Origin of the sequence: Shewanella intestini (genome assembly GCF_018221465.1) — a bacterium.
In the GTDB taxonomy this organism is placed as follows: Bacteria; Pseudomonadota; Gammaproteobacteria; order Enterobacterales; family Shewanellaceae; genus Shewanella; species Shewanella intestini.
This window is the reverse complement of record NZ_JAAIKR010000001.1, coordinates 1-20,769: the sequence shown is the minus strand read 5'-3', so window position 1 is coordinate 20,769 and position 20,769 is coordinate 1. Positions and strand designations below refer to the sequence as shown.

Below are 20,769 nucleotides of genomic sequence, written 5' to 3'. Positions count from 1 at the left end.
CAAAAAAACTTATAAAAATGCCGCTAACATTTTGTTAGCGGCATTTTATTTTAACGATGTTAATCAAAGCAATAACTGCTAAATCTTGGTTAGGCTTACTTTGCATTAACCTAATAGATTTTTGGCATTATTGCTCAATAGGTTAAAACGTATAACTCACCTTACCGTAATAGTAACCGCCATTAAACCCATAAGGAGAGGTTTCATAGTATTGGCCGCCCCAGTTGTTATTAGGAATACCCGTTTGATCTTCAAAAGCTAACTTCTCAGCTTCTTGGTCAAACAAGTTTTGCGCCCCAATAGACACAGAGAATGCATCATTAATAAAGTAACTGATTTCCATATCTACCGTAACAGAGGCACTGGCAGTAATCGCAGTTGCATCATAATCAACATGAACACCTTGGTACTCACCAAAGTAATTCAAACGTGTAAACATGCCAATGCTGTCCCAAGTTTGTCCCCACGTGAACGTGGCACGATGTTGAGGTAAATCTTCTTCTAAGCGTGCAACTTTAAAGTCACCTGTAATATCAGAATAGCGATCAACAGTGGTGTCGTTCCAGTTATAGGCCAACGAGAATGCCGAATCACCAGCTAATAGTTCAGCAGTATAGTTTGCAACGACATCCACGCCTTGCGTTGTGGTATCAAAGTCATTGGTAAAGAAGCTCACTTGCGCTAAACCATCAACATTGGGTACACCTGCATCTTTTAAGGTTTGTTTATCCGCATCTGTTAGTGCAATTTTCTTCGATTGTGAGATACGGTCTTCCACTTCAATATTGTAATAATCAAGCGTTAAAAAGAAATCATCAAAGCTATACACTGCACCCACGGTATAACTGTAAGATTTTTCTGGCGTTAAATCTGTGCCGCCCAATTGTTGTGAAATCGGGTTTGTTGGCGGCAGCAATGCTGAGTCAACAAGTACACCACCTTCAAGGTTAGTTTGCACGTTACTGACATTACTTTGTCCAACTGTTGGCGCTCTAAAACCGGTGTTATATGAGGCACGAACTGCCACATCGTCAAGTATGTTCCAGTTAGCTGCAACCTTATAATTGGTCGTAGAGCCAAATGAATCATAATCTTCATAACGTACGGCAAATTCTGCTAATAAATCATCAGTAAATGGCACGCTAGTATCTAAATAAATAGCTTTGTTTTGGCGAGTAAACTCACCCGCTGCAGACGGTTGATACCCAGGGAAACCATTAGAACCAATACCGAAACCTTGTGAGGTTAATGGCCCAACTTTAAACGACGCTTCATCACCTGCGACCACTTCATATGTCTCGTCATGCCACTCTAAACCAGCTGCAATACTGACATCATCGGCTAAATCAAAATCAACATATTTAACAAAATCAGCATTTAAGCTCCATTCTGTTTGAATGGCTTTACCAGGGCTAAAATCACGTGGCGTATCAGGGCCTAATGACGCATTAACGGTTTGATAAATAAAGTAACGTGACGCATTGCTACCAAACGTACCGCTAAAGTCATAGCTAATACCTTTAAGCCAATCGAGTTGAAACTCACCCTTTGTACCTGCTACGAGAGAAGCATCAGTAATTTCACCACCAAAATTAGGGGTAAATCCTTGCGGGATCATCTCATTAAAGGCAAAACAGTTAGGGTTATTTTGCACACCATTAATGTAGTTATCTTGTGTAGTGACGTTATCTGAGGTGATATTAATGACAGGACAGTCAATGCCATCGCCCATACCTAGCCCTTCATTAACTTGCCCAACAGGCCCTGGTGTTAAGTCGCCAACCAACAAGGTTGCCCCGCCATCATTTGAATACACCCCGCCACGCGTATGAGGATTACGGTAGTAAAAACCGCCTTTTACATCACGCTGAGAATAGTTACCAAACAAGTAGGCTTGTGAATGGTCGTCAAGATCTAAGCCCATATTGGCAAACAGTGAGATATCATCTTTAATCTCAGGTGAGCCCCAAACTTGCGCAGGATTATCGACAGGTAAACCCGCAACGGCAAAATCTGCCGCATCCGGTCGCTGTACACTGCGGCTAGTAGCATCAGCATTTTTATATTGGAAACTAAAATTGGCAAAACCATCTTGTGTTAACGGCATGCCCACATAACCAGAAACTTCTGTAGTATCGCCATCACCCTCATAATATTGACCGGTTTTGACTTCAATGCTGCCGCCTTGCATATCATCACGTAAGACAAAGTTAATGACACCAGCAATCGCATCTGAACCATATTGAGCGGCTGCGCCGTCACGTAAGACTTCAACTTGTTTAAGTGCAATACTAGGTATGACAGAAATATCAGGCCCATGCGCACCGTCATTAATTCCGCCCCCTAAAAAGGTAATCACTGACGAACGATGACGACGTTTGCCGTTAAGCAAAACTAAAGTAGAGTCTGCAGACAAACCACGTAAGTTAGCCGGCCTAACTAATGAAGCGGCATCACTAATAGGATTGGAATGAACGTTTAAAGACGGCACCGAACCTTTTAACATTTCTAGCATGTCAGAATTACCTGACTTACGCATTTCTTCTGCGCTAATGATATCAATCGGTACCGGAGAGTCGCCAATTGAACGTGGCGCAGCACGTGAACCTACCACGGCAATTTTTTCTACATTGTCATCGACGGTAACATCATCTGCCGCGCTGGCAGAAAAGCTAGCAAGAGATCCCGTTAATGCGAGCGAGACGGCGAAGCTGATACTGTTGCGGCTAAAAGCGCGAGTGTTATTCATTTTCATTATTTTGCTCTCGTTATTGTCCATGTCATTTTGAAAGCTAATCTCAAGCTAGCCTTTCAAGTTCTTCATCCTAGGTTGAAAACACTACAACCTGTTACATTTTTATAACAATAACGTTGTAAAAACCATCAATTTATTCTTTCCAAGAAGACTGAATTACAACAAAAGCAAATAACAAGATAGTTTAAGTCTTTTAAAACAGCAACTTAAACCTACTCACCGATAACAAACAAAAGTAACAAAATTACAACAAACGCATCAACAATATATGCCGTTGACGCTAAATAATCATTCGAAAAAGCCATCACATTATATGAAGTTGGCACCGTCAACGCCTGAAAACCATTGACCAGCAGCACAAAATAACACTAACCTAAACACCTGTTTAATTGAAAAAACACAATAATTATTCACTGATAAGGACAATCAGTATGGCTTATGACGCAGACGCATCGCTTAACCTTAATCAATACCATTCAGTTATCGATTTAATTGAAATTGCTTGTAAGAAGTACCCTAACCGCCGAGCTTATGCCTGCTTAGGGCATGACATGACATTCGCCGAAATTGATAAGGCCTCGGGTGATTTTGCGGCCTATTTGCAAAGCCAATCAACGTTAACTATTGGCTCTCGCATTGCCATTCAATTACCCAATATCAACCAATTTGTGATTGCGGCTTACGGGGTTATAAGGGCCGGAATGGTATTGGTTAACACCAATCCCTTATATACTGAGCGCGAATTAATTCACCAATATAATGACTCTGGTGCCAAAGCATTAATCACCCTGACAGACTTACTGCCTACATTAACCAATGTGGTTAAACAAACCCAGTTAGAAACCGTTATTGCCACGCATCCTCTAGACTTAATTCATCCTCAACCTATACCTGACGCCCCATTTGCGTATGTGCCATTTTTAGATGCGCTTAACCAAGGCCAACAATGCCAATATCAAGCCGTGACCGTATCGTCAGCTGATATTGTGGCCTTACAATATACCGGCGGTACTACGGGGTTATCTAAAGGAGCGATGCTCAGTCATGGCAACTTATTGGCCAATACGGCGCAGGTAAAATCTCGCCTTGCTAGCCACATGAATGACGGCGAAGATATCTTTATTGCCCCGCTGCCTATTTATCATATTTATGCATTTATGCTTAATTTAATGCTTACCTTTGAATCAGGCAGTTGCTCGGTGTTAATCCCTAATCCAAGAGACATTAATGGGTTAATCAACACTATGGCAAGTTACCCATTTACCTGTTTTGCAGGGCTTAATACCTTATTTGTTGGTTTATGCCATCAAGCACAATTCAAAGCCCTCGATTTTAGTCATTTAAGGTTAACTATCTCTGGCGGCACGGCATTAACCGGTGCCGCAGCTCAATTGTGGCAGCAAACCACTCATTGTATGATTTCTGAAGGTTATGGACTGTCAGAAACCTCGCCAGTTGTTAGCCTCAACGCACCGGGTTATGAACGACTTGGCACCATAGGTAAGCCGGTATTGGCAACCCAAGTAAAAATTATTGATGTAAATGATGACCCCGTCAAAGCCGGTCAACCCGGTGAATTAGCAGTAAAAGGGCCGCAAGTCATGCAAGGTTATTGGAATAAACCCGCAGAAACGGCCAGCGTGATGACAGCAGATGGTTTTTTCAAAACCGGTGACATTGCAATAGAAATGGAAGATGGTTTTCATGCCATTGTTGACCGTAAAAAGGACATGATTATCGTGTCTGGGTTTAATGTCTTTCCTAATGAAGTTGAAAATGTGCTGGCGCAGCACCCGCAAGTGTTAGAGTGTGCTGTTGTGGGTATTGATGATGCTCATTCAGGTGAAGCGGTCAAAGCGGTCATTGTACTTAGCCAAGTTTGTGATGATGAAAGCTTGCTTATAGACGATATCCGTCAGCATTGCAAAACTCAACTTACCGGATACAAGGTGCCAAAACATATCGTTATTACAAGCCAATTACCCAAAAGCACCGTTGGTAAAATATTACGTCGTGCGCTGCGCCAATAACTGAACCGCTGATACTGGCTTTTACTTTAAGCAAACAAATACTTTAAGCAAACAATAACGGCAAGCGAACATACGCTTGCCGTTATTGTTTGGTTGAAATCACTCAATCACATAATATATTTGCGCTGTCAGGTTTGCGTTTGCTCACTCTCTAGCATTTGCAAACTGGCAAACTCTTTATACAACGCATTGCTCGCCATTAAGTCTTGATGTTTACCCGTCGCAACCACTTGGCCTTTATCCATCACGATAATTCTATCGGCATTAATTACCGTCGCTAAGCGATGCGCAATAATAAGGGTGGTTTTACCTTGCATTAACGTGTCGAGCGCTTGCTTGACTTTCTCTTCGCTCACCGCATCTAATGCACTGGTCGCTTCGTCGAGTAGCAAAATCGGTCTATTGGCTAAAATGGCTCTAGCAATGGCGATCCGCTGCTTTTGTCCACCCGACAATCTCACGCCTCTTTCACCAAGGTAAGTATCGTAACCTTGACTAAACGCCACAATAAACTCATCCGCCTTAGCCGCAATACACGCCAGCTTTACTTCTTCAATACTGGCGTCTGGGCGACCATAACGAACATTTTCAATGACGTTATTAGCAAAAATGACCGAATCTTGTGGCACTAAGGCATACTGCTGTCGCAGCTGCGCTAATGACAGCTTGGCGATATCAATATTATCTAAACAAATTTGCCCTTGAGTTGGCATATAAAATCGCATTAACAATTCAAACAAGGTACTTTTTCCAGCACCACTTGGCCCGACTAAAGCAACTCGTTCGCCAGCTTGGATATGTAAATTAATATCATCAAGCGCACTGTTATTAGATTCTTGCGGGTAAGTGAAGACCAACTTACTAATTGACAGCTGGCGCGATTTACCCTCAGGCAATTGCTGTGGCTTATCAAGTTGTTCAATATCTATTGGGGTATACATCAGTTCAACAAGTCGCTCCGCTGCACCAAACGCGCGTTGGATCTCACTGTAAACCTCACTAATCGTCGCCACCGAACCTGCCACCATAACCGCATAAAACATAAAGGCAGAAAGCTCGCCGCTGCTCACTACACCATTAATCACATCTTGAGCACCAACCCACGTCACTAACGTGATGGCACTGATGCTTAAAAACATCACCGACGAAATTAAAATAGCGCGGTATAAAATACGCCCTTTAGCTGTATCCATTACCGCTTCTACTTTAGCGAAAAAGGCATATTGGTCTTGCTGTTCGTGGGTATAGGCTTGAACGGTATGAATTTCATGAAGGCTTTCATCAATATAAGCCCCTAAGTCGCCCACTCTATCTTGGCTTTTACGTGACAAGTTTCTTACTTTACGGCCTAAAATACCAACTGGCACCAACACTAGCGGCACCGCTAACAACACCAAAAGTGTCAGCTTTATACTGGTTATTGCCATCATTGCAATACCGCCAATCACAGTAACACTGGCACGTAATGCCATCGATAAACTTGAGCTGACAACCGACTGCAATAATGTTGTGTCAGCGGTAAAGCGTGAAATCACTTCGCCTGTTCGCTGCTGAGCAAAATAGCCTGGCGATAACGCCAATAAGTGTTGATATACCGTTTTGCGAATATCAGCACTCACCCGCTCGCCTAACCATGTCATAAGATAGAAACGACAAAATACAGCGGTTGCACTGATGGCAGTGATTAATAAAATAAAACCAATAATATGGTTCAGTCGCTCAGAGTTAGTGCTTACAAACCCTTCGTCGACCATCATCTTGACGCCTTGCCCTAATGACAACCACGCTAACGAACCAATGAACAGAAAAATAATTGCCGCAAAAACTTTGAGCCGATAAGGCTTTAAAAATGCCATTAGCCACTGCATCACACTAGGCAACATGCTTATCTCCAGTTAAATGCCTTAATAAAGCTAACAATAATGTCATTATTTTTGCTCAGGGTAGCGTGTTTCAATCGCTTTAAATGAGCGTAAAAACAACCCTAAACCACCGACACTCAATACCAATATGACGATTAAATCGAACGCAGACATATGAGTAAACCGAAAATGAATTGAACTAATCACCCCAAAAATCAACCCTGTTAACGAGCCAATTGTTAACACCCAAGCTAAAATATTTTTGGCGTTATAAAATAATAACCCCACTCCAAACATGAACGGGATCATCACCATGCCGCTGGTTAAACTAACACCAGCTACATTGTATAAGCCATAACCCAATCCAAAAGAACTGCTTACTTTAATGGCATTGAGCAGCATATAAAAACCGCCACACATCATGATTAAACCAATAAAGAATTGTCCGACTCCACCAGACGTTCCACCAGCACCGTTCATATTATTTCCTATTATATTTATCAGTCAGTTAATAATGTTACGCAACGCAGCTTAGCGACACAACGTATTCATTCAATTGAAGTGCGTCCTTGGAAGGAAATAACGAAATTAATATCCACCATGGCGACGATAACAGACACTCGCGCACCACCGCACGATCTGCGATAATGCCGCCTTAACACGTTTTTAAGGTTTTATATGAGCACCGAGTTAGTCTTATCTGGCATCACCCTTTCACTTTCACGTTACCCCGCCAAGCATGTTGTTAATTTGCAAGCATGGGACGCAGCCGATGAGCATCTGCTTAAACACCTTGGAGACACTGAACAAGCCGTGGTAAATACTCATATTATTAATGACAGTTTTGGGGCGCTGACCTGTGGACTCTTAACGCTTGACGAGCATTGGCCATTAACCGTTGAAACCGATGCCAAAACCAGTTTGTTAGGTGGGCAACTTAACTTACAGCAAAACCAACTGCCTACAGAACATATCCGCTGGGTAAATAGCCGAGAAACTCTGCCAAGTGCCATTACTTTGGTACTGATGAAATTACCTAAAAACTTAAATTATTTTGCCTACCAATTAGCAAAGTTGTCACAACACTTACCTCAAGGCACCAAAGTCTTGATTGGTGCTAAAGCTAAATCAATCAACAAAGCCTTGTTAGCGACGATAGCGCAACAGCTCGGTGCGGCATCAGCAAGTTTAACTTGGAAAAAAACTCGGGTAATAACCTGCATAAGCGATGGCAACGCCCGCGCACTGCCGCAAGCCACAAAGTGGCAAGTGCCGTCCTTAAACCTCACCATGAGTAATTTAAGTAATGTGTTCTCTGCAACCAAACTGGATATTGGTGCGCGCATTATGTTGGACAACTTACCAAAAGGTGATTTTAAACAAATTGTCGATTTAGGCTGTGGCAATGGTATTTTGGGATTACATGCCAAACAACGTTACCCAAAAGCGCACATTCACTTTGTTGATGACTCTGAAATGGCTGTCGCGTCAGCACAAACTAATTGGCAACAAAACCAATTAGATAACCCTGAACAAGCATTGCCACAAGCCAGTTTTGCTTGGGAAGATTGCTTAAGTAACTTGTCACAAGATATGCAACCAGATTTAATTTTATGTAATCCCCCTTTTCATCAAGGCGAAGCGATAACAGACCACATTGCTTGGCAAATGTTTGTTGATGCGCATAAAGCACTGGCATCTGGCGGATTATTACAAGTGGTGGGCAACCGCCACCTCAATTACCACATCAAATTAAAACGCATTTTTAAACAATGCAAAACACTGGCCTCAAATGGCAAGTTCGTTATCTTGCAAGCCTACAAAGAATAAGCCTAACGATGGCTCAGCTAGCCACCTAACCAAAATAAATAATTGGTAATAACATAAAGTCTAGGTTGTCGTTATTGTTATGACCAAAATTCAAACGCTAATCATGTTTTAGCTGATGACTATCGCAGCATCAGTTAAGCGGCGTTTTAATAGTAAATTGATGGTTTAAGAATAACAACGTCAAAGGGGTTTACCCTTAGCTAATGAGTTAGCATTTAAAACACCTTGGCAATTAGTTCATTGCTGGCGGACTGAGTTGTTAGCGGACTGAGTTGCAGAGAGCTTATTTCTAGTCAGTTGATTAAAAAGCATTAATTCAATAACAACGGCCGTTAATCACAATCAACAAAATCCCACTAATAGCAAAGCTATTATCACTGCGATTAATGGGATAACAGTGGTACTGACATAAGAGTTAGTGATTGAACTTGATAACTAACTGCGGTGTTTAACCAAATTTTCAATTGAATATAAATCTCGGTTGGCGTTATTTTTACGCCTCACTTCTTCTAATGTTTGTGCCTCAATTTTATCGAACAAGACATTAATTAAGCGGTTAAAGTGTTGATGCATCGCATTTCTGGCTTCTGAGGCATCATGCATTGATAATGCTTGATAAATAGCCGTGTGTTCAGCCATCGTTTTACGGTTATCAGTACTACAAACCATATTGTAATCATCAATAATCGACGGGCTTGAAGCACGAAGCGCCCATAAACTATCGAACACTTTAATTAGCGCACCATTGCGGGTTGATTGCGAAATAATGTGATGAAACATTTGATCCGCTTCTTCAATGTATTCCTTATCTTCCATCATCACTAAAGTATGATGAAGTTGACTGAGCTCTTCATCAGTAATGCTGTTAGCAGCCAACGCGGCAATTTCACCTTCAACTAATGCACGCGCTTGAGTTAATTCAAACGCATTAATGTTTTGGTCAACCTCTTCATCATGGTTATGGTTAACCACATACACACCCGATCCGGTTTTCACTTCCACCCGTTCACGTACTTCTAAGGCGATGATCGCCTCACGGATTGTCGGACGACTTACATCAAACTTTTCAGCTAACTCACGTTCCGGTGGCAAACGACTACCGACAACATACTCACCTTGTGTTATAGCCTGTTCAATCTTTTCAACAATCCGCCAAAACAATCGACGATTTTTCATACTCAGTCCTTCAACTTACTTTTCTAGCATTTTGTTAACAATCATATCGGTAAAAAACCGAACAGCAACCTCTATTTATTGATAATAACCAACAAAAGCGACCAATTCCAGCCCGTTGTATGACCACGCCCGGTATTGGTATAACAAAATGCAGCACAAATGTTAACAATTGGTATAACAACTCGGTTGACATTGTATCGCTTGTTCACTAATTTCTAATTAAGCGCACGATGTTATTTAAATGTTAAAAATTAAAATATGTGTTTACGTTGAGCAAGAAAGAACGACTTAATCTGGGGAGATTAACGTGAAACTTAATAAAATTAGTCACGCTTTAAAAACACAAGGAAAACGCTGGCAACCACAATCAGCACTATTTTTTACCGCTTTGGCCTCTTTGGTCACTACCAACACATTTGCCGCTGAACCACAATCAAATACCGTCTCAAATGCAGATGAAACCGCGCAAGTGAGTAATATTGAAAATACCCAAGCCGACATCCAACCAGAAATGGAAGTCATTAAAGTGGCTGGTCTTAGAGGTACATTGTCTCGTTCAGCCGATCGCAAAAAACATAACACCGTGGTCAGTGACGGTATTGTTGCCGCTGATTTTGGCGACTTACCGGGATTATCAATGTCAGATTTAATCGAAAATATTTCTGGCGCATCGGGGCATCGATTAAAGGGCTCACAAAACGAAATATCCATTCGTGGCTTAGGTTCATATTGGGGTTACGCTACCTTTAATGGGCGTACGATTACCAACGCAGGGCCGGGACGTGCGGTTAACTTTAAAAAATTCCCTTCAGAACTTGTTGAATCAGTTGAGATTTACAAATCACAACAAGCCAGCTTTGTTGAAGGCGGCACCTCAGGTACGATTGAGGTGAAGTCATTACGCCCAGTTGACTATGGTAAAGACCAAACCACGATTGAAGCGACCGGTATTTATAATTCTTATTACGAAGATGTCGATGGCGTTTCGCCTTGGGGCAGCTCATTTGTGTTATCTACAGTTCAAAACTTTGAAACCGACAACGCCGGTTCATTTGGTGTTACTTTTGGGTTAACTCGCACCGACTCAGCTAACCCTGAAGAAAACTTTGGTGGTAGCTCACAAATGGGCGTGTGTGCACTGCGTGATGCTCAAGGAAATGCCCTTTCAGATGGCGGCGGTGACTGTACTGGCGGTAGTTCAGACCAAGCGGTAAGTGCAGGTCGTGATGGCCGCGACCCGACCCCCACGCCAGAATCCATTGCCATGTTTGATCAAGACAGTATCTTTTATGTTCCTAACGACGCTTTTTGGCGTACAGGCGAAGATGACGATACCCGTACAGGCATGGTAGCCGCATTTCAGTGGGTGCCTAACAGCAGTTGGGATATTAATTTTGATTACGAATATTCACGCTTAAAGTACAACGAGCAACGTATGGAGCTTGGCTTAGACTCTCGTCGTCGTTTACTTAGCGACCACATTATTGCCAGCGATCACACCTTACTATATGCCAAAGGTGAAGCCAGACCACAACTAAATGGTGAGAGCCGAAGTCAACAAGACGATTATGACGGCTTTGGCTTTAATATTGAGCATCATTTAACGGACGATCTCAGTATGGCGCTCGACTTATCTTATTCACGTTCATACCGTTACCGTTTACGTCACCGCACCAAAATGCGCTCAGATGAACGTTATCAATATGAATTAGATGCCAGAGGTACAAACGTACCTAAACTGACCTTCTTAGATGACAATCGTAACGGTGTCGGTGATGCCGGTTACGATGCAAGCCAAGTATTTAATGCCAATGACATTAATTCATTTATTCATGACGGTGTCGCTTATCAAGAATATCGCCGTTCACATGATGAACGCCGCGATGAAATAAAAGCCGTGAATTTTGATGTCAATTACGCACTACATAACGAATACTTTTCAGGTATAGAAGCTGGGATTCGTTATTCAGAAGAAAGCTTGGTCGATTATAAATCTAATGATGTGTCTGTCAGCCCTGTCACCGGATTACAACGCAATGGTTCATGGGGAACGAGTCGCGATGACTTTGACGATGATTACCCAGATTTGCACGAACAACTCACCAATAATATTGTCGCAGAATGTCTAAATGACCATCAAAACAATAACCTCTTTGATGAAGAAGGCGGCGGATCAGGCGAGTTTGTCACTTATGATGCCGAATGTTTTATTGGTCAAATGTTAGGTGCGGTAGACGGCAACACTGGCTTCTATGACATAGGAGAACGTGAAGATGGCCGCTCAGGTAATGACGTAAATGTTGAAGAAGACATATTAGCAGGATATGTGATGGCTAATATTGATGCCCAAATTGGCGACTTACCGGTATTTGGTAATGTCGGAGTGCGTGTTGTCAAAACAGACACACATTCAGACGGTTGGGGTGACAAAGTGTATATCACCTCAAACAGTGACGGCACCTTTGCAGCTGACATTAACCAAAGTGGTGAAATTGAAGCGGTGACACTGGACTCAAGTTACACCGAATGGCTACCAAGCTTAAACTTAACGTTTGTGCTAACCCCTGAAATATATCTACGAACCTCCGCTTATCGGGCGATGTCACGTTTTCAAATGAATGCCATGGCATCAGGCGTGTCTTATAGCATTTGTGAAGATGAAGACGACACCATTTGTGACCCTAATACTAATACTGACTACAGCAAGGTCATCAGTAACGGCAGTGCCAACGGTAATCACATGAAACCGTATCTTTCAAATAACTACGACATTTCATTTGAATGGTACCCAAGCGACGATGCTACCATGTCATTAGCCCTTTACTATAAAGACTTTAAAGGCGGTTATGTTAACACTACGGAGACGCGTGATATTACGGTTTCACTTGATGGCGTTGACACTATTTATCCGAATGTAAGTCATACCGTTCGCCAAACAGCAGATGATTCATCGGTGATTAAAGGCTTTGAAATTAACGCGCAAAAACACTTTACCGAACTGCCTTATCCCTTTGATGGGTTAGGCGCTAAAGTGGCTTATAACCGTGCGGACTCAAGCTTTGTCAGCGCAGAACCGGGCAGTCCCTATATTGTTGATGACGCCAATTTATTTGGTTTCTCTCCACAAGTGGCATCTGCGTCAATGTATTGGGAAGGTGATAAAACCACAGTGCGATTGCTGTACAAGTACCGTGAAGAATATTTCCAACCTAATAACCTCCCCTTTCCTGACCGTTCAAACCGATATGTCCAAGATGCCAGTTACTTAGACTTTACCGCGTCATACAAAGTAACCGACTACTTGTCTCTTTCACTTAAAGCGCTGAATTTATTAGATGAACCACAGCTAATGACTCGAGGAAATAGCACCACAATTGCTGATTACTCTCGTTCAGGGCCAAAGTTCTTCTTAGGCGCGAAAGCCAAGTTTTAACCCGTAACTTAAATGCTAGCAGCGGGGTTAATTGTTACCCGCAAATTAAGGCTGTTCTCACCGTGCTAATACGTTTCCCCACTGTTTAGCACAGTGAGAATTTTTAGTTATAGCCGTAATTTTCCACAGACTATTTCAACCAAAAATAATTGAGAACAATAATGAAAGTTAACCATTTACGCTGGCTTGTTGTCAGCTTAGTCGCCCTTGCTACGGTGATAAATTATATCGACCGCTCCGCTCTTGCCATTATGTGGCCCAGCATTTCACAAGACCTTGGCTTAACCAAACATGACTATGCCAATATTATTAGTGTCTTTATGATTGCCTACGCAGTGGGTCAATCATTGTTTGGTAAAGTGTTCGACGCCATTGGCACCCGGTTTGGTTTTTTACTGTCAATTTTGGTGTGGTCAATCTCAATTGCGCTGCATGCTGTTGCCTCAACCGCGTTCAGTTTTGCACTCGTTCGTGCATTACTTGGCATTGGTGAGGCTGGTAACTGGCCCGGAGCAACCAAAGCCAATGCGGAATGGTTTCCAGCAAAAGAACGCGCATTAGCCCAAGGTATTTTTAACTCTGGTGCGTCATTAGGATCGATAATTGCGCCGCCACTGATTGCTGTGTTGTTTGCTTTTATTGGCTGGAAAGCCACCTTTATTGTTATCGCCATATTAGGTTTTTTATGGGTGATACCATGGATGATTATTTATAAGTCATCCCCTGACACTCACCCTTGGATCACCGAGCAAGAACGCCAACATATTCTCAGTGGCCAAATTGGTGGCAATCAGGCACTCACTGCAGACAACTGTGCCAATAAAGCCGCTTCAAAAACTGACGAATACGTGCCAACGCTGTCGCAATTGTTACGCCATAAACAATCATGGAGCGTCATTGCTGCACGGTTTTTCATTGACCCTATTTGGTGGTTATTTGTCGCTTGGCTACCGTTATATTTAAACGAAAAGTTTGGTTTTAACGTCAAACAAATTGGTGCATTTGCATGGGTGCCTTATGTCGGTGCCGCCATTGGTGCTATTTTTGGTGGTTGGCTTAGCGGTAAGTTAATTGACAAACATGGTGATATTAGCCGTGCTCGTCGAAGCTGTATAACGTTTGGCGCGCTCATTATGCTGCCGTCGCTATTACTCACCACACAAGCCGCCACGCCGATAGCAGCAATGGGGTTAATCGCCCTGATTTTATTTGGGTTTCAAACCGCCATTGGCAATATTCAAACCTTACCAAGTGATTACTTCTCTGGTAAAAGTGTGGGGACATTAGCGGGGATAAGTGGTACATCGGCGGTGTTAAGTGTCATTATCACCATTCAACTGGTGCCAGGATTAACTCAACATGGTGACTACTCTGCATTATTTATACTTGGCGCTATTTTGGTGCCAATGTCATTAATATCAATTTGGTTAGGCGGAAAAATAACACCGGTGAAGAAAAAAGCTGACTAGTGAGAGTAAACTGATTTTTCAAAAATCTTGCACCTAGTATCTGATATCTAATATCTAATATCTAATATCTAATATCTAGTATCTAGTATCTAGTACCTAGTACCTAGAACTCAGGCCCCTGAACAACGAGCCGTGCTAACAACAAGCGGCTCGCTTTACAGTTAATCAACAGGTTCTTTTTGCGGTGCGCCAAATAGCACTTTTAAGCGCTGCTTTAATGTTAACGATCTTTTGCTAACATCTTGGTACATATCTCGCCACTCACTAAAGCTTACCACCACAGGGTTTACACTGTTAATGGGTTTGGTAATGCCATATTTAACTGGCTCGACTTCGGCTGCAAATGTCGAAAAGAGTTTGTCCCAAATAATTAAAATACCACCATAGTTTTTGTCTATATATTGAAGGTTGCACCCATGATGAACCCGATGGTGCGAAGGCGTATTAAACAGCAACTCTAACCAGCCCAGTTTGTTCACCGCCTGAGTGTGCACAAAAAACTGCAAGCCTAAGTTAAGCAACACCACAAATACGACCCATTGCGGCGCAAAACCAATGATCACCAGCGGTAGCCAAAATACCCACATCCCCGCCAACGGATACATTAAACTTTGCCTAAATGCGGTCGCCAAATTCATATTTTCTGAGCTGTGATGCACCACATGTGCTGCCCACATCCAGCGGATACGATGGCTGGCACGATGAAACCAGTAATAACAAAAGTCTTGCGCAATCATCAACCCAATAAAACTCTGCCAAGTTAATTTAATCTCAAATAAGCGCCACTCAAATAAACCTAAATATAACTGGGCAATCATTAAGCCAGTTAAAATATCCGTTAATTGATGCATTGCCGCCAATGTAAAATTACATAACACTTCCGGCGCATAGTAACGCGCACTTTGAGGCAATGAGCTTGCTCGTCGTCCTAACCACCATTCTAAAAAAATGCAGCAAGCAAACACCGGTGCCAGCACAATTAATAATGCTTCTGGGTGTGAAAATATCACGGCAATATCCATCAATTATCATCCTTAATCATTGCTATTTTAGCCTTGTTCAACTCCGTCGTTCGCGTTACTTATACCAATCACACCGTTGGCAGAAACATCGTTTAGGCTTGGCTTACTGACTTATTGCGTTGCTGCGTTGCTGCGTTGCTGCGTTGCTGCGTTGCAAAAACACTATCTATACTGCATCTCTGATATGAGATGAATTACCATTTTGCATAATGATCTTCACATAATCCTAATTGATGGCTTATGACATGTTGCTGCTGATGTTCATCTATCAAAACGCCATCAAAGTAGCCGATAAACTGCCTAAAATTACTTTTAAGCAATCCAAGGTTAAGCTGCTCTTTTCGCACTGAAACCACTTTAAACCTTAATGCAACTTGCCCGCATGCACTGTGTATTTTCCATGGGCGAATAGGTGATAACCGAGAAAACTCAAAATGCATCGCCCCCACTAAAAACCGTTTGCCATCAACCCAAAACACGTTTTCATTGGCGCCAGTTTCATTTACCCCAGCAGCAAAATTTGCCCCCACAACACCTGTGGCAGTATGGGCATTGAAACTTGCCCAGCGCCAACTGGTTTCTCGGCGCATATAACCTGCGGAAAAATCATAACTGCCTAATGCTTGATTCAATGGCTGCGGCTCATGCTCAACGGTTAATTTCCCAGATACTGCTAATCCATTATGTTTTTGAGTATAAGTCCAGCCACTATAAGCTGTGGGAGTACATAGGCTCATTGGTAAACTTAGCTGCGCGGGGGTCAATGTTAACTTGGCGCTCACCATCGGGGTTTGAATGTTGATGTGCCATAGCCCTTGTTGAATATGGATGCGCAATCCATTTGATGCACAACCAATATGAGCATGGCCATTAAAAGGCGATGGTTCGGTGTGATAACCTATTTTGGGCGGCCTTAACCAAGTGCGTTCGACTAGCTTATTACGCTTAATATCAAATACGTATAAAAAACCGCTGGCCAAATAGCGAATATCTGCAATAGCGCCACTAATAATGTAACGCTGCGTGTTAAGTGTAAAAAATTGAAATTGCTTGTAGTTAAAGTATTGAGCAACAGTGCCAGCAGGTTTATCCATTTCGGTGAAGTAGCGAAACTCATCAAGCGCTAACGACTCAACCACACCATCAAAATGTCCATAGTGCGGACGGCCATGCTGATCCATCAATCGCTTTGGCGCTAACAACGCTTGCATTGCAGTGGCTTTGGTCATTATGTTTACTTCTCTTCGCTCAAGATAACAGGGCATTCCCTTTGGGTTAGTCAGCAGTCATTGGCAACGTGGCAATTAGTTTTTAATCAATGGCTAGTGGTGACGATGTAGCCAATAATCGCTCGTGGTGAGCTAACACACTTCGGCATCACAATTGCCCGATAATGCCAATCTCAAGCATTGAGAAAAACCATTGCATCTCATTAATTTACTTAACCTGCAATGCCGTGAATATATTGTCAACTTGAACAAGTGATTATCGCGAATGCTGATACCAAAATTGAAATCTGTTATGCTTGATTTATCTAACGTAAATCGACTTAAAACAATATGAAACGTACTGTTATATTTTTATTTTCAACGCTTCTTTTAAGCGCCTGCGCCACTACACAACCAACCCATATTGCACTCGATCCCACTTTAGGTGACGTTACTTTTCAAACCGCTCGTCCGATCCCAATTCATATGGACACCATTGATATTCGTAATGCTAACTTTATTGTTCGCATTAATAATGACGATGATGCCGCACAGCTAATCAGCCCAAGTGAGCCTATTCGCCAACAACTGGCACAAGTCTTTCGTGATGGTATGATAAAAATCGGTTATCAAATTGACCCTAGCGCTTATAAAACAGTGCAATTTCAGTTAGAAAGCCTACTCACCGATGTCACCGAAACCACTTTTGGTTATGAAGCAAAAACGGAAGTCATCATTAATGTTATCGCTAAAAATAAGACTCAAGAATTTACCAAAATTTATAAGGGACGCGGCACATTAACAGGGCCTTTTAGTTCTGACTTCGCCACCTTAGAGCTCGATATTAATAAATTATTGAACAAGCTCAGCACAGAGATTTTAAATGATACTGAATTACATCACTTTATTGAGCAGCAATAATGTCAATCTAAGACCAAACGGCCCAAATCAAGGAATCATCACATGTTTAAATGGATAGCCACCAGCATAATGTCACTTGTTATCGGCTTGAGCAGCACCTACGCTGTTGCCAAAGTTGATATTCAACCTGATACCATCTATCCCAAAGTGAAACTGTCTACCACTATGGGCGATATTGTGGTTGAGCTAGACCGCAAACGCGCCCCGATTACCGTGGATAATTTTTTAACCTATGTGGTAAAAGGCGAGTATGACAACACCATTTTCCACCGCGTTATTCAAGATTTTGTGGTGCAAGGTGGTGGACTTGATCCGCAATTTGAAGAAGCAAAGCCATCATTAGCGCCCATCGTAAATGAGTCAGGCAACGGCTTATCAAACAGCATTGGTACTATTGCCATGGCACGGGATAATAACCCGCACAGTGCCACCAAACAGTTTTACTTTAATGTTGCTGACAACGTGCGTCTTGACCCATCTAAACGCCGTTGGGGTTATGCGGTATTTGGTGAAATTGTTTCAGGGCTCGATGTGGTTGAAGCCATATCAATGGTCACGACTGGCCAAAACCAAAAGTTAGGCTGGCCTGATGTTCCTGTTAAAAATATCATCCTAACCAAAGCGACATTACTCCCAAGATAACGCCGGCGAATTATTGATATCAAAACGCATTTTAAAATCTATTATTAAATTTAAAATGCGTTAATCGTTGGCAGGTTTTCCTTTAATAGATTCAATGATTGATAAATGAGTCATTTAATTGATAAAGCTGCCAATTGGAAGACTGATTGTCAAAACAGTGTTTTTACAATCAAACGTCTTAGTTATTTATATCTAGTTACCCCCCACAAACACACGAATCAGCTGCACTTTATCGTTCATTTCTTAGTTTCACGTTTATAAAACTTACCCAAGAAAAAAACTAAAATGATTCTCATTCCGCAAAAGTGAGCAATCTTGGCTATACTTTAGTCGAATATACTTAAGTTTAAATAAAACGCCCGATACAGAAGGCGTTGAGGACAAATGAGATGATGACAACAGATGACTTCATTGAAGCTAAAGCCCCACAATTGGCTTTTTATGGTAAAGCATTTTTAGACAACAAGGTGGAATTTAACGAAATACGGATTTACATGTGGGATGTATTAGAAGAGTGGCAACACCTGTCTAACCAACCTCAACAACCACAAACACCAAGCGAAACCGAACAGGTTTTTTGGCATTTATTGCATTGTTTTGATAAGTGGCCTGAATGGGCTATTCGCGGTAATCAATACCTTAGACAACAAGTTAATGATTGCTGTTACTTTATTAATTTTGGCGGAAAAGTACCCAACAGCTGCATTGGAATTCGCCCATAAACAATAATTTAGTCAATCTACTTGAACCAACAAACGCAGGCACATAAGCTAGTCATCTTGACTCCTTAACTGCGTTTTTTTATGCCTTCTTCTTTTTCCCGTTTTTTATCGACATTCTCGGTATATTTTCACCGTCGAGTGCTCGCATTATTGATCTTAGGCTTTTCGTCTGGCTTACCATTAATGTTGGTATTTTCCACCCTAAGCTTTTGGTTAAGAGAGGCAGGAGTTGACCGTGCAGCCATTGGTTATTTCAGTTGGATAGCCCTAACCTACGCATTTAAATGGGTTTGGTCTCCGCTAGTCGATAGGCTATCACTGCCCTTTTTAACCAATATACTTGGGCGTCGTCGCAGTTGGATGATAGTCGCCCAGTCCTGTGTTGTTCTCGCCATTTTGGGTATGTCGATGAGCGACCCTAAAGTTAATCTTGAACATTTAGCCTTATGCGCACTGCTATTAGCCTTTGCCTCTTCTACCCAAGACATTGTCATCGACGCTTTTCGAATTGAATCAGCCCCACAAGAAATGCAAGCGGCTTTAGCTGCGGCTTACCAAGTGGGTTATCGCGGCGCAATGATCGTATCAACCGCGGGCGCATTAACCATTGCCGCAGCCATTGCGCCAGGAGATAGCGGTTATCATTTAGCGGCATGGCAAAGTGCTTATGCGGCAATGGCGGCATTTATGTCAATTGGTATTATCACCACATTATGTTGTAAAGAGCCGCAAGTAGACACCCAACAAGCTGACGAGGTTGAACATCAACTTCGTCAACGCTTTAGCACCAATCACTCGCCTAAAGTGGCAAAAATATTAGCCTGGTTATATAGCGCCAGTGTGCTGCCATTTACCGACTTCTTTAAACGCTATGGTAAAAGTGCCATTCTGATATTGTTGCTGATTTCTTGTTATCGTATTTCAGACATTGTCATGGGTATTATGGCGAATGTGTTTTACGTTGATATGGGCTTTAGTAAAGAGGAGATTGCATTTTTAAGTAAGGTATATGGTTTAATCATGACCTTAGTGGGTGCCGGTGCAGGTGGATTATTGATTGTTAAGTATGGCACCTTACGTATTTTATTCTTAGGGGCATTATTGGTTGCGCTGACCAACTTGTTATTTGCATGGCAAGCTTATATTGGTTACAACGTGCCATTTTTAACGTTCGCAATTTCAATGGACAACTTTAGTGCAGGTATTGCTACCGCGGCCTTTATTGCCTATTTATCAAGCTTAACTAGCAGCGGTTATAGCGCGACTCAATATGCATTACTATCATCAATCATGCTGTTATTCCCCAAGTTTATCGCGGGTTTCTCTGGCGTCTATGTAGACAATTTTGGTTATATTAACTTCTTTATTGCCGCCAGCTTAATTGGCTTTCCAGTGTTATTGCTTATTCATTGGGTGCAAAAAAGCCAAGCTAACCAAAGCGATTAAGTGTTGAATGCCTTCATTTTAGCTTAGGTAATCTGCAATAAAAAAGCGGCCAACTGGCCGCTTTAATGTTTATATTAATCAGTGATCTAGCGCAGAGATTAAGCTGCATAAGCGTTTAAGTGCTGACAGGTTTTCAATCAACTTAGACATCTACATCTACATCTACATCTACATCAACATCAACATCTACATCTACATCTACATCTACATCTACATCTACATCTACATCTACATCTACATCTACATCTACATC

At 42.1% G+C, this 20,769-nt stretch carries 14 protein-coding genes; 8 read left to right on the top strand and 6 right to left on the bottom strand.

Going from position 1 to position 20,769, the window contains the following annotated elements; all coding sequences use genetic code 11:
- Positions 1-142 precede the first annotated feature (142 nt).
- Entirely contained in the window at positions 143-2,755 is a 2,613-nt protein-coding gene (locus G3R48_RS00070) for a TonB-dependent receptor plug domain-containing protein (RefSeq protein WP_153661440.1), read from the bottom strand.
- A 431-nt stretch (positions 2,756-3,186) separates the two neighbouring features.
- Here G3R48_RS00070 and G3R48_RS00065 point away from each other — a divergent pair, with 431 nt between their 5' ends.
- Positions 3,187-4,785 (top strand): AMP-binding protein, encoded by a 1,599-nt coding sequence (locus tag G3R48_RS00065; protein WP_153661442.1) that lies wholly within the window; start codon positions 3,187-3,189, stop codon positions 4,783-4,785.
- A 128-nt stretch (positions 4,786-4,913) separates the two neighbouring features.
- Here G3R48_RS00065 and G3R48_RS00060 read toward each other — a convergent pair whose 3' ends face one another.
- Both G3R48_RS00060 and G3R48_RS00055 read right to left on the bottom strand, forming a co-directional pair.
- Complete coding sequence (locus G3R48_RS00060) at positions 4,914-6,668, bottom strand: ABC transporter transmembrane domain-containing protein (protein ID WP_153661444.1); 1,755 nt, start codon at positions 6,666-6,668, stop codon at positions 4,914-4,916.
- A gap of 45 nt (positions 6,669-6,713) precedes the next feature.
- A complete protein-coding gene (locus tag G3R48_RS00055; protein WP_153661446.1) occupies positions 6,714-7,127 on the bottom strand; it encodes a hypothetical protein in 414 nt (137 codons plus the stop codon).
- A gap of 198 nt (positions 7,128-7,325) precedes the next feature.
- Between G3R48_RS00055 and G3R48_RS00050 the strand changes: the two genes are divergently transcribed.
- The gene (locus tag G3R48_RS00050; protein ID WP_153661448.1) at positions 7,326-8,477 is read left to right on the top strand and encodes a methyltransferase; all 1,152 of its coding nucleotides are present in this window, start codon (positions 7,326-7,328) and stop codon (positions 8,475-8,477) included.
- Between the two features lie 435 nt (positions 8,478-8,912).
- Here the strand turns inward: G3R48_RS00050 and G3R48_RS00045 are convergent, their stop codons facing one another.
- Positions 8,913-9,653, bottom strand: coding sequence for a FadR/GntR family transcriptional regulator (locus G3R48_RS00045; RefSeq protein WP_153661450.1), 741 nt, complete (start codon positions 9,651-9,653; stop codon positions 8,913-8,915).
- Between the two features lie 307 nt (positions 9,654-9,960).
- Here G3R48_RS00045 and G3R48_RS00040 point away from each other — a divergent pair, with 307 nt between their 5' ends.
- Both G3R48_RS00040 and G3R48_RS00035 read left to right on the top strand, forming a co-directional pair.
- Entirely contained in the window at positions 9,961-13,086 is a 3,126-nt protein-coding gene (locus G3R48_RS00040) for a TonB-dependent receptor (RefSeq protein WP_153661452.1), read from the top strand.
- A gap of 161 nt (positions 13,087-13,247) precedes the next feature.
- Complete coding sequence (locus G3R48_RS00035; RefSeq protein WP_153661454.1) at positions 13,248-14,555, top strand: MFS transporter; 1,308 nt, start codon at positions 13,248-13,250, stop codon at positions 14,553-14,555.
- 161 nt (positions 14,556-14,716) lie between these two features.
- Here G3R48_RS00035 and G3R48_RS00030 read toward each other — a convergent pair whose 3' ends face one another.
- Complete coding sequence (locus tag G3R48_RS00030; protein WP_153661456.1) at positions 14,717-15,577, bottom strand: sterol desaturase family protein; 861 nt, start codon at positions 15,575-15,577, stop codon at positions 14,717-14,719.
- 194 nt (positions 15,578-15,771) lie between these two features.
- Positions 15,772-16,806, bottom strand: coding sequence for a DUF2804 domain-containing protein (locus G3R48_RS00025; protein WP_228497307.1), 1,035 nt, complete (start codon positions 16,804-16,806; stop codon positions 15,772-15,774).
- A gap of 330 nt (positions 16,807-17,136) precedes the next feature.
- Between G3R48_RS00025 and G3R48_RS00020 the strand changes: the two genes are divergently transcribed.
- From G3R48_RS00020 to G3R48_RS00005, 4 genes are all read left to right on the top strand, one after another.
- Positions 17,137-17,706, top strand: coding sequence for a YajG family lipoprotein (locus tag G3R48_RS00020; protein ID WP_153661458.1), 570 nt, complete (start codon positions 17,137-17,139; stop codon positions 17,704-17,706).
- Between the two features lie 42 nt (positions 17,707-17,748).
- Entirely contained in the window at positions 17,749-18,348 is a 600-nt protein-coding gene (locus G3R48_RS00015; protein WP_153661460.1) for a peptidylprolyl isomerase, read from the top strand.
- Positions 18,349-18,740: 392 nt separating this feature from the next.
- Positions 18,741-19,070 (top strand): hypothetical protein, encoded by a 330-nt coding sequence (locus G3R48_RS00010; protein ID WP_153662113.1) that lies wholly within the window; start codon positions 18,741-18,743, stop codon positions 19,068-19,070.
- Positions 19,071-19,151: 81 nt separating this feature from the next.
- Positions 19,152-20,516 carry an AmpG family muropeptide MFS transporter gene (locus G3R48_RS00005; RefSeq protein ID WP_153661462.1) on the top strand — a complete coding sequence of 455 codons (1,365 nt, stop codon included), beginning with the start codon at positions 19,152-19,154 and terminating at the stop codon, positions 20,514-20,516.
- The last annotated feature ends 253 nt before the right edge of the window (positions 20,517-20,769 follow it).